Annotated in this window: 8 protein-coding genes; 2 read left to right on the forward strand and 6 right to left on the reverse strand. The window is 70.2% G+C overall.

Annotated features, from left to right (window positions below; translation table 11 throughout):
* The 6 genes from ACFRFC_RS33160 to ACFRFC_RS33185 form a co-directional block, all read right to left on the reverse strand.
* Positions 1-790: inositol monophosphatase family protein (locus ACFRFC_RS33160; protein ID WP_383112675.1), on the reverse strand; the 790-nt coding region annotated here is incomplete at its 3' end.
* A 120-nt stretch (positions 791-910) separates the two neighbouring features.
* On the reverse strand, positions 911-2,722 hold the full coding sequence (locus ACFRFC_RS33165) for a gamma-glutamyltransferase family protein (RefSeq protein ID WP_382692189.1): 1,812 nt from the start codon (positions 2,720-2,722) through the stop codon (positions 911-913).
* A gap of 344 nt (positions 2,723-3,066) precedes the next feature.
* Complete coding sequence (locus tag ACFRFC_RS33170; RefSeq protein ID WP_382692190.1) at positions 3,067-4,290, reverse strand: hypothetical protein; 1,224 nt, start codon at positions 4,288-4,290, stop codon at positions 3,067-3,069.
* Complete coding sequence (locus ACFRFC_RS33175; protein ID WP_382692191.1) at positions 4,287-5,468, reverse strand: MFS transporter; 1,182 nt, start codon at positions 5,466-5,468, stop codon at positions 4,287-4,289. Before ACFRFC_RS33175 ends, ACFRFC_RS33170 begins: the two co-directional genes overlap by 4 nt.
* Before the next feature lie 104 nt (positions 5,469-5,572).
* A complete protein-coding gene (locus ACFRFC_RS33180; protein ID WP_382692192.1) occupies positions 5,573-6,766 on the reverse strand; it encodes an ATP-grasp domain-containing protein in 1,194 nt (397 codons plus the stop codon).
* Between the two features lie 56 nt (positions 6,767-6,822).
* Entirely contained in the window at positions 6,823-7,728 is a 906-nt protein-coding gene (locus tag ACFRFC_RS33185; RefSeq protein WP_382692193.1) for a phytanoyl-CoA dioxygenase family protein, read from the reverse strand.
* Between the two features lie 256 nt (positions 7,729-7,984).
* Here ACFRFC_RS33185 and ACFRFC_RS33190 point away from each other — a divergent pair, with 256 nt between their 5' ends.
* Positions 7,985-9,019 (forward strand): hypothetical protein, encoded by a 1,035-nt coding sequence (locus ACFRFC_RS33190; protein WP_382692194.1) that lies wholly within the window; start codon positions 7,985-7,987, stop codon positions 9,017-9,019.
* Positions 9,020-9,144: 125 nt separating this feature from the next.
* A partial coding sequence (locus ACFRFC_RS33195; RefSeq protein WP_383112676.1) for an ATP-grasp domain-containing protein occupies positions 9,145-10,460 on the forward strand: 1,316 nt, incomplete at its 3' end.

Below are 10,460 nucleotides of genomic sequence, written 5' to 3' on the forward strand. Positions count from 1 at the left end.
CGGCCGTGAACGGCAGGGCGTTGCCGCCCGTGATGCGGAAGGGCTCGCCGGTCCGGGTCAGCTGGGTGCCGCCCGCCTCGGCCACCAGCAGCAGCCCCGCCGCGTGGTCCCAGGCGGCCTCCCAGGAGAAGGCCACGGCGTCCAGCTCACCCCGGGCGACGGCGAGGTACTCCAGGCCGGCCGAGCCGCAGGGGCGCGGGGCGATGCCGTCCGTCCGCAGTCCCAGCAGCGCTCGCTTCTCCTCGTCGGTCGTGTAGTCCGGGTGGGATGTGGCGATCCGCAGGTCTCGGCCGGGCTCGGGCGATCCGGCGCGCAGCCGCTCGCCGTCGAGGTGGGCGCCCTGTCCACGGATCGCGACGGCGAGCTGATCGCGGGCCGGTAGGTAGGTCCAGGACGCGAGCAGCACTCCCCCGCGGGCCAGTGCGACCAGGGTGCAGAAGCCGTCCTCGCCGCGCACGAACTGGCGGGTGCCGTCGACGGGGTCGACTATCCAGACCGGGGCGTCGCCGCGGATCGCGTCGTACGACGCGGGGTTGGCGTGGACCGCCTCCTCGCCCACCACGACCGAGCCGGGCAGCAGCTCGCCGAGGGCCTCGGTGAGGAACAGCTCGGCATTGCGGTCGGCGTCCGTCACCAGGTCGTGCGGGCCGCTCTTCTGGTCGACCTCGTGGTCGGCGAGGCGGCGGAAGCGGGGGAGGATCTCGGCCGCGGCGGCCTTGCGGATCGCGTCCGCCACATCACCGGCATGCCGTGCGAGAAACTCGTCGATGGTTTCCAGGTTGTCGCTCATGCCCTCCATGAGAACACGTGCCACTGACAATCCCCGCCGGGATTGTGTACTCACGGTGGAATCGGGATGAACGCACGGAAATAGACAAACGCGGATGAACTGGACGGGATGCCGGCCGGCTCACCGGCCCACCGCATACCCCTGCATCCCCCGCGCGTTGGCGCCGGCCGACAGCACGCCGGTCTCCGGGTCCCGGGCGACCGCGCAGAGCCGTCCGGCGGACCAGGCGGGTTCGACCGTCACCTCGTGCCCCCGGCGGCGGAGTTCGGCGACCACCTCCGGCGGCATCCGGGACTCGACGGTCACGCTGCCGGGGAGCGTGCCGCGCGGGTAGAAGGAGCTGGGGAAGCTGTCGTTGTGCCAGTTCGGGGCGTCGATGGCGCCCTGGAGGTCGAGTCCGCCGCGGACCGGGGGGCGCAGGGCGAGGGACAGGAAGAAGTGCAGCTGCCACTGGTCCTGCTGGTCCCCGCCGGGCGTACCGAAGGCCAGTACCGGGACGCCGTCGCGCAGGGCGAGGGACGGGGTGAGGGTGGTACGGGGGCGGCGGCCGGGCGTGAGGGTGTTGGGCAGTCCCTCTGCCAGCCAGGTCATCTGCAACCGGGTGCCGAGCGGAAATCCCAGTTCGGGGATGACGGGGTTGGACTGGAGCCAGCCGCCGCTGGGGGTGGCGGCGACCAGGTTGCCCCAGCGGTCGACGACATCGAGGTGGCAGGTGTCGCCCCGGGTGGACCCGTCGCGGGAGACAGCGGGCTCACCCGGGGCGGGGCCCAGGGTCGGATCGCCCACCCCCATGGGGCTGGACCCCGGCCGGCCGTCCACGACCGCCCCCGCCGCCGGGCTCATCCGGGGCGGCCGCCCCGCCGGGCTCCCGGGCCGCAGCTCGAAGGACGCCTTGTCCCCCACCTGCCCGCGCCGCTGCGCGTTGTACGTCTGCGACAGCAGTTCGCTCACCGGTACCTCGGCCGCGTCGCCGTACCACGCCTCCCGGTCGGCCATGGCGAGCTTGCAGCCCTCGATGAGCAGATGGACGTACTCCGCCGAGCCGTACGCGGGCAGTTCGGGCGGCAGCAGCGCGAGTTGCTGGAGCAGCGCCGGGCCCTGGCTCCAGGGGCCGGCCTTGCACAGGGTCCAGCCGTTCCAGTCGTACGTGACCGGCGCCTCGTAGCTCGCGGACCAGGCGGCGAGATCCTCGGCGGTGAGGGTGCCGGTGTGGCGCTCGCCGCTGGTGTCCAGGGTGGGCCGCGCGGACTGCCGTACCAGTGCCTCGGCGATGAAGCCGGACCGCCAGATCTCGCGGGCGGCCTCGATCTGGGCCTCCCGGCCGCTCGCGGCGCCGGATTCGGCGATCAGGCGCCGCCAGGTCGCGGCGAGCGCCGGATTACGGAACAGCGCGCCGGGGCTGGGCGCCTCGCCGCCCGGCAGGTACACGTCCGCGGAGGAGGTCCACTCCGTCTCGAACAGTTCCCGTACGGACTCCACGGTCGCCCCGAGGCCCTCCACCGGCGGGTGCCCGTCCTCGGCGTACCCGATGGCGTACTTCAGCACGTCGGCGAGGGGTTTGGTCCCGTGGTCGCGCAGCAGGAGCATCCAGGCGTCGAAGGCGCCGGGCACGGCGGCGGCGAGGGGGCCGGTGCCGGGGACCAGGCCGAGGCCGAGCCCCCGGTAGTGCGCGACGGTGGCGCCGGCCGGGGCCACGCCCTGTCCGCACAGCACGCGCACCTCGCCACCCACGGGCGCGAGCAGGATCGGCACCTCGCCCGCGGGCCCGTTCTGATGGGGCTCGACCACATGCAGTACGAAGGCGCCCGCCACCGCCGCGTCGTAGGCGTTGCCCCCGTCCTCCAGCACGGCCATGGCCGACTGCGAGGCCAGCCAGTGGGTGGAGGAGACCATGCCGAAGGTGCCTTGCAGAGTGGGGCGGGTGGTGAACATGCGGGCTCTCACCTCGTTGTCTCGGCCGCCGGACGAAACCGGTCGGCGGCGTTCAGGGACGCCCTCGTCGGCTGCTCCGGCAGGGTATCGATCGCCCTGCGGCCCTTCTTCCCCGCCTCCGGCATGAAGTGGGCGCGGTGGCCGAGGGCGATGGCCGGCCCAGGACCCGCACGATCGCCGATGGCGGCTGTCCGGGCACCGGTTTCTTCAGCAGGACGTCGCCGCCGCCAGGGTGCTCGACCTCGGCGGCGGCGAGCCGGTGACTTCTGCCCCGCCCGCCGACTTCCCGAGCCCGCTTTCAGGGAAGTGGCACGGCGGCAGTGCCTCGGCCGTGTGCCACGGCTTCAGTCCGGCGTGATGGACACGACGGTCTCAGTCCTGACCTCGGCGAGGCGGCCGACGACGTCCTGCGCGTCCTTGCCGCGGACGGACGCGATCGCGATGGCGTCCTTCGCCTGCCTGGGTTCTCTGACGAGTTCGCCCGGCCGGTAGGGCGCCGCGAGCCGCAGCAGCCAATCGGCCCGGGGCCGCGCGTCGAACCCGCGAAAGCGCCCCAGTCTCGGCGGGTAGATCATGGACCAGCCGGTAGCCGGCTGATCCATTCGGGCCTGACCGCCGTTGTCCGGGACCGGGACCGTGCGGCCGATCTGCGGCAGGACGCTGGCGAGCAGCAGCGACACACCATGGCGGTACTCGAACGTGGTCTCTATTCCGGCGCCGCCGGGACGGCCGGCCAGTTCACAGAACACCGGCCCGCCTCGATCGTCGAGGAACACTTCGAGATGGGTGGCGCCGCCGAACCAGTCGATACAGCCGAGCACCGCACGGTTGAACTCCAGCAGGAGGTCGAGATCGGGCCCGTCATCGAGGGTGTGCGACCGGATCTGCCCATCCAGCGGAAACGACTCGTGCGAGTCCAGATACCGCGAGACGGAGGCCGCGACGGGCACGCCGTCCCTGACGACGCTGTCGATGTGGAACTGACGGCCCGGGATGAACTCCTCGGCCTCGTAGCGGTCCGGACCGGGAAGTCCTCGCCGGTGCAGACTCATCAGCTCGTTCCGGTCCCGGACGATGTGCACGTCCATGGAGGAGGAACCGAGGACAGGCTTGATGACGATCCGGCCGAACCTGTCGAGCAACTCCGCCGCCTGGAGGGGTTCGGAGATCTCCATGAACTCCGGAACCCGGATCCCGTGCGCCGCGAAGTGGCGTTTCATCGCCGCCTTGTCGCGCAGCAGCAGCGTGTGCTCCGTCCCCATTCCGCCGATCCCCCTCGCCTCGCGCAGCCGCGCGGCCGGCAGCAGCAGCCGCTCCCGGGTCGCCACCACCCAGTCGAACGCCAGGTCATGGACCAGCGGGGGCAGCGGCACGGCGAGCCCGCCCGAGGGAAGCATGTCCACCGGGACACAGCGACTCACCCCCTCGGGAGTCCCCTGGGCGAGGTCGCGGGGTTGTGCGAGCAGGGTGATGTCGAATTCGTCCGGAGGGAAGAACGGGCTGCCGTCGTCATGCCGGTATGCGTCATAGCCGATGTGGCTCAGCAGAACTACTCGTTGACGAGTCACAGCGCCCCCGTGTTCACGGCGCGAGGGGTGTCGGCCCCGGGCGCCTGTTCCGGCCTCGACCGCATTTCCTGCACCGGCAGACGCGCCACCCCGGACGCGACGGCGAGGGACACCGCCGCGAGCACGAGCAGCGCCCCGGGCCCCGACATCGGGATGACCACCCCGCTGACCACCGCCGCCGCGGCGCCGCCCAGCGACACGAACGAACTGATCCACGCCTGGGTCTCCGTGGCCATGTCCGGCGGGGCGAGATCACCGACCGTCGCGTACAGGGCCACGAAACTGGGCCCCACCGCGATCCCCATCAGCGCCGCGGCGACGACCAGGACCGCCGTCCAGGTGAAGCTGGCCGCCGCCACCAGCAGGGTCCCCAGACACAGCACGGCCAGCGTCACGGGGAACGTGATCCGGACCGACCTGCGCGCCGGCAACGCCCCCAGGACGAGACCGCCCGCCACACTGCCCACCGACATACAGCTGAGCAGCACTCCGGCCATCAGCGGCGCGTTGTGCTGGGCGGCCCAGGCCGGAAAGGCCAGTTCGATCGCGCGGACCGCCATGAAGAAGCACACCACCCCCAGCAGGGTCCTGCGCAACGCCCGGTCGTGCAGCGGGCCCAGCCACGCGCGCCGCGCGGACGACGGCCGCTGACGCCGGTGGGGCAGCCTGCGGGTGAGCATGAGGAGGGTCGCGCCGGTGGTCAGCACCGCGGCGGCGGCCAGACCGGCCCAGGGCGCCACGGCCACCACCAGAAAGGCGGCGATGGTCGGACCCACGATGTATCCCGCGTCGGTCAGCACCGCGTCCAGTGACAGGACGGTCGTGCGGAGTTCACCGCTGGTCATTTCACGCCACATCAGCCGGGTCACGATCTGGATGGGTGGAATCGACGCCGACGCGACGAAGGAACAGACCAATGTGGTGGCGAAGGGTCCCCGCGTGCCTTCGTTGAACATCAGGACGGTCAGCGCGCCCAGATAGACGGCCAGCGCCGGACACATCACCGGGGCGAAGCCGTACCGGTCCATGAGCCGGCCCCGCAACGGGACGGTGACTCCGGCCAGCGCGGAGACCCCGACCACGATGGCCGCCTGATGGAAACCCCGGTAGTGCTCGATCGCCAGCAGCAGGGCGACCGAGGAAATCCCCACCTTCAGCTTGCCCGCGGCAGCCGCCAAGAGGGACACACCAAATTTCGGCAAGGCAAACAGCTGGGTGTACGAGGAGAATAACTTCATGCGTTCCGCAACTTTCGCCAGATCGGTCTCTGCCGACAACGGGATCAGTGAACCGGTTCCATCACGAGTTCCACCGCGTCGCGGACCGCGGCCATTCTGCGGAGCAACTGGGGCCGGTCCGGCGCGGAAACACTCACCCGGAGCGGAATGGTTCGTATGCTGTCGGTCGTCGGCACGAGATCACCCGCCTGACTTCGCACCACCAGCTTGTCCACGCCGGGCAGTCGCTCCACCTCGTCCAGCCCGCGGATCTCCACCAGTCGGCCGGGCGGCCCGTCATTGCGAATGGCGTTCGCGCCGCAGAAACCGTCGAACTTCACCGGCTCGTTCGCGATCTTCGGCACCTCGCCCAGCCGGCTGGCCAGTGCCTGCCGATGCGGGTCGAGATCACTGTGCTCGATCCACGCGTCGATCATGGGATAGGCGGGAAGACGCGCACCCAGTTCGATCAGGTACGCCTCACCGCCCGAGATCTTGATCTCCGTATGGCTGGGACCCAGACGCACACCGAACGCGTCGAGCACCTGGCGCACATAGTCGACGGCGGTGTGCCAGTCGGGGTCGTCCACGGAGAGCTGCGCCCACTCGTAGTAGGGGAACGAGTAGTCGCGGCCGTCGGGTTGCCGGTACTCCCAGATGTCCAGGATGTGGTGCGTGCCGTTGTGCGAGAAGAAGTTCACGCCCAGTTCCCGGCCCCGGACATACTCCTCGACCAGCCAGGCTTCGACCGGCCGTCCGAAGTGGTCGGTCCGGTGCAGCGCCGAGAGATCCTCGGCGTCCCGCGGCCGGCCGAGCAGCCGGATACCGTGCGACGCGGCCCCGGTCGTGTGCTTGACGATCGCGGGGAATCCCACAGCACGCGCGGCATCGGCGATCCCGGCCGCGTCCTCGACCCTCGCGTGGCGAGGAACCCGAATCCCCGCCCGCGCGGCGGTCTCCCGCATCACGGACTTGTCCCGGCGGGCCGATGCCAGCCGGGCGCCATTGCCCGGCAGGCCGAACTCCTCGGCCAGTGTGTCCGCCTTGTCCACGGCGATGTCGGACGCGGGCACCACGGCACGGATATCGGCGCCCAGCTCGGCGAGCTGGGCCCGGATGTCATCGAGTTCCGTGGCATACCGGCTGACCGTGTCCCCGGCCGTGTGGCCGGGGTAGCGGCTGTGCAGATGCTCGCGGGGCATCGTGTAGACGGAGATCACGGCCAGCCCGCGCTCGGCGGCCTGGGCTTTGAAACCCATGCTCGGTCCGCAGGGATCCATCAGGACAACCGCGGGTGTTCCACCTGATGGGCTGGTCACGATGCTCCCTGCGGCTGGCGGCCGTTGTCCGTGTCGGTTTCGTGGGTGAAGTATCCGGTGGGGGTTTTGGTGGGTTGGGTGGTGTGTGAGCCTTCCTGGATCTGGTAGAGGGAATTGAATTCGGCTTGGGCGAAGGGGAGTTGCCAGGTGCCGGGCTGGGTGCGTGCGGTGCGGGCGGGGGTGCCGCGTACGAGGGTGGCGTTCGGTTCGTTGTGGGCGGCGTGGGGGCCGTAGTAGATGGGGAGGGCGTCGGCGGCTCGGTAGGAGGGGATGAAGACGCGGCGGTAGGTGTCGGAGAGGTTTTTCTCGGAGGAGTGCAGGAGGAGGGGGTGGATGAAGACGATGGTTCCTGCGGGTCCTTCGCAGTCGGTGGGGTCGGTGGGGTGGGGTGGTTGGGTTTTGCCGACGAAGTGGCCGTCCGTCTCGTGAGGGAGGAGGCCGTGGTGGTGGGAGCCGGGGATGACTTTGAGGCAGGCGTTGTCGGTGGTGGCGTCGTCGAGGTAGATGAGGGTGGCGACGAGGTCGGTGTTGGTGTGGGGGTAGAAGGCGAAGTCCTGGTGCCATTCGACGACGCTGCCGACGCGGGGCGGTTTGACGTTGAGCTTGGTGTATTGCAGGACGATGTCGGGGCCGATGAGCTGTTCCACGGCGTCGAGGAGGCGGGGGTCGTGGGCGAGGTCGGCGAAGAGGGGGTGGCGTGAGGTGGGTGCCCAGATGCGGCGGGCCTGGGTGTTGTCCTCGGGTTCCGTCTCGGCGATGTCGGTGAGGTCGGGGCCGGCGAGGAGGTCGTCGATGACGGTGCGTGCCCTGGTGATCTTGTCGGGGTCGAGAATGCGGTCGGCGATACAGAATCCGTGTTCCCGGTAGAAACCGACCTGGCTGCGGGTGAGGGATTTTCCCATCGAGTGGCCTCTTCTTCTTTTGCGGCGGTGGGTCTGTGGTCGTGTGGACTATCGCCTGCCCATTGCTACACAGGGGTTGTGGGTGCCGCAAGGTATTCCTGGCTGTCCGGGGAGGCAGTTGGGCGGGAGGGGTGTGCACTGTTCTGCCGGGCTTCTGCCGCTCGGGTCCCGGCATTTAGTGGCTAGGGTCGGAACAACGCCAATGCCGTACTCCGATCCCGCACTCCTCCCCGTACTCCTCCGTTTGAGGTGTTGAATGCCGAAAACATCGCCGAAGATCACCGAGGACCAGCCAGCACCCGAGGTCGAAATCCTGGATTGCACACTCCGCGACGGTAGTTACGCGGTGGATTTCCAGTACACCGAGGGTACGATCAGGAGCGTCCTCAGCGGTCTTGAAGAATCAGGTATCCGGTTCATCGAATTGGGTCATGGGCTGGGTCTCAACGCCGGTGAGAGCACGCCGCATACCACCCGTGTTCCCGATGCCCGGTGCTTCAGCATCGCCTGCGAGACGCTGACGAGCGCGCGTTGGGGGATGTTCTGCATCCCCGGAATCGCCGAGCTGGATCATCTCCGGCGAGCCGTTGACGCCGGAATGGAGTTCGTCCGGGTCGGCGTGGACATCTCCGCCGTCGGGCCGGCCGAGGCGTTCATCACGCTCGCCAGGGACCTCGGCATCACGGCGTTCGCCAATCTCATGAAGACGAACGTGCTCGGCACCGACGGCGTCACGGACGCGGTCCGGCAGTGCGCGGAGTACGGCGCCGACACCGTCTATCTCGTCGACTCGGTGGGCGGCTATCTGCCGTCGGACGTCACCGAACTCTTCGAGAAGGTCAGCCGGTCGGTGGCGATTCCGCTCGGCTTCCACGGACACGACAACCTGAGCCTGGCCAACGCCAACTCGCTCGCGGCGGCGACCGGCGGCGCACGGTTCGTCGACACCACGCTCGACGGTATCGGCCGCGGCGCCGGCAACACCGTCACCGAGGCGTTCGCGGCGGCCCTCCACACCCGGGGCGATGGCGGCACCTACGACTTCCGGGCGCTCGGGGAGCTGAGCGAGTCCGTGATCCGCCCGTTGGAGCGGCTGCACGACGACCGCACCTACCAGGTCGTCGGTGGTGTCACCCAGACGCACTCCAGCTTCTTCCCGCTGCTCAGCAGGTGCGCCGAGATCGCCAACGTCGATGTCTTCGAGCTGATGGCCGCGGTCGCCGACATCGACCGGGTCCACCCGGCGGAGGACATGGTCCTCGAAGCCGCCCGCACCATGGCCGCGCGCTAGGGCGTGTCTGACAATTCCCGCCTGCCCCGCGACGCCATGCACGGGGGTGGGTGACTCCGCTCACCGGGTCACCCGCCCCCGTCCGCTCGGTCCACCCTCATCCACCTGGCCGCAAAGGAGTTTCCGTGGAATCGACAGACCCGGTGATCCTGCTCGTCGACCCCGCCGACAGCAGGAACGGACACGCCTACCGGACCGCCATCCACGAGCTGGGATTCGGTGTCGTCTCGCTGTCCACGGGTCCGCCGTCCGCACTCACGCCCCCGCCCGACGGCCCCGACGGCGAGAGGTCGCTCCATGCCGACGGCGTGGACGACGCCGTCCGGCGGATCCGGGCGGCCGGGTGGGATCTGCGGGCCGTCGTCCCCTCCCATGGGGCGACCGTCCATCTGGCGGACGAGATCGCGGCGCGGCTCGGCCTGCCCGGCAACGACCCCGCTCTGGGCTGGGCGCGGCGCAACAAGGGGGCGATGCGGGCCAGGGCCGTGCGCACGGGGGTGAGCGTTCCGGAGTTCCAGCTGGTCACCTCCCTCGACGCGGTCGCGCGGGCCGCCCGGGACATCGGCTTTCCCGTCGTGGTGAAGCAGACGATGGGCTCGGGGTCCTATGGCGTCCGGGTGATCGGTGACCCGGCGGATCTGGACGAGGCGGCCAGGTCGTTGACGGTGGACAGGCTCGACCGGCCGCTCACCGAATGGCTGGTGGAACGCTACGTACGCGGGCGTGAGTACGCGGTCAATGTCTTCAGCGCCGGCGGCGCGCACCGGCTCGTCGACATCTGGGAGTACCGGCAGCCCGACGACCGCGACTACGACTTTCCGCTGTGGGACATCGTCCAGATCGACGGCGCTCACCCTGACCACGTCCGGGTGGAGTGCTTCGTCAAGCAGGTGCTCGACGCGTTCGGGGTCCGCCAGGGGCCCAGCCATATCGAGGTCAAGTGCGAGGGCGACGAGGTCTTTCTGATCGAGCTGGCGCCCCGGTTCTCGGGCGGGCCCGCGGTGCCGATGTGGACCATCCACTCCGGCCTGCGGCCCTTCCATGACGCCGTGGAGTGCTACCTGGGCCGTCGTCCGCGGATGATCGACGGCGATCACGGGTTCAGGGCTGTGCTCGGCTCCGTGGTCATCCGCAATGACGACGGGCCCGGCACGCTCGTTGCCGTGCACGGCCTGGACGCGCTGCGCGCCCTGCCCGGTGTCGCCGATGTTCTGGTGGAGTTCCGGCCCGGCGACCACGTACCGGTCACCCACCACAACATGTGCATCCCGGTCAGTGCCTCGGTGCACGGCCCGGACCGGGCGACGGTGCTCCGTACCATGGCCCTCGCGCGGCAGACGGTCCGGCTGGAGATCGCGCCCGGCCCCGCGGACCGGGCCGCGGTGACGCCGGGCGCGGTGGCGCCGGGCGCGGTGGCGCCGGGCGCGGTGGCGCCGGGCGC

Source organism: Streptomyces sp. NPDC056734 (assembly GCF_042790455.1).
Taxonomy (GTDB): Bacteria; Actinomycetota; Actinomycetes; order Streptomycetales; family Streptomycetaceae; genus Streptomyces.

What these genes read in the sequence shown, in the direction of transcription:
- ACFRFC_RS33165 (WP_382692189.1), bottom strand. Translation starts at nt 2,722, where the DNA reads ATGTTCACCACCCGCCCCACTCTGCAAGGCACCTTCGGCATGGTCTCC.
- ACFRFC_RS33180 (WP_382692192.1), bottom strand. Translation starts at nt 6,766, where the DNA reads ATGGGTTTCAAAGCCCAGGCCGCCGAGCGCGGGCTGGCCGTGATCTCC.
- ACFRFC_RS33185 (WP_382692193.1), bottom strand. Translation starts at nt 7,728, where the DNA reads ATGGGAAAATCCCTCACCCGCAGCCAGGTCGGTTTCTACCGGGAACAC.
- ACFRFC_RS33190 (WP_382692194.1), top strand. Translation starts at nt 7,985, where the DNA reads ATGCCGAAAACATCGCCGAAGATCACCGAGGACCAGCCAGCACCCGAG.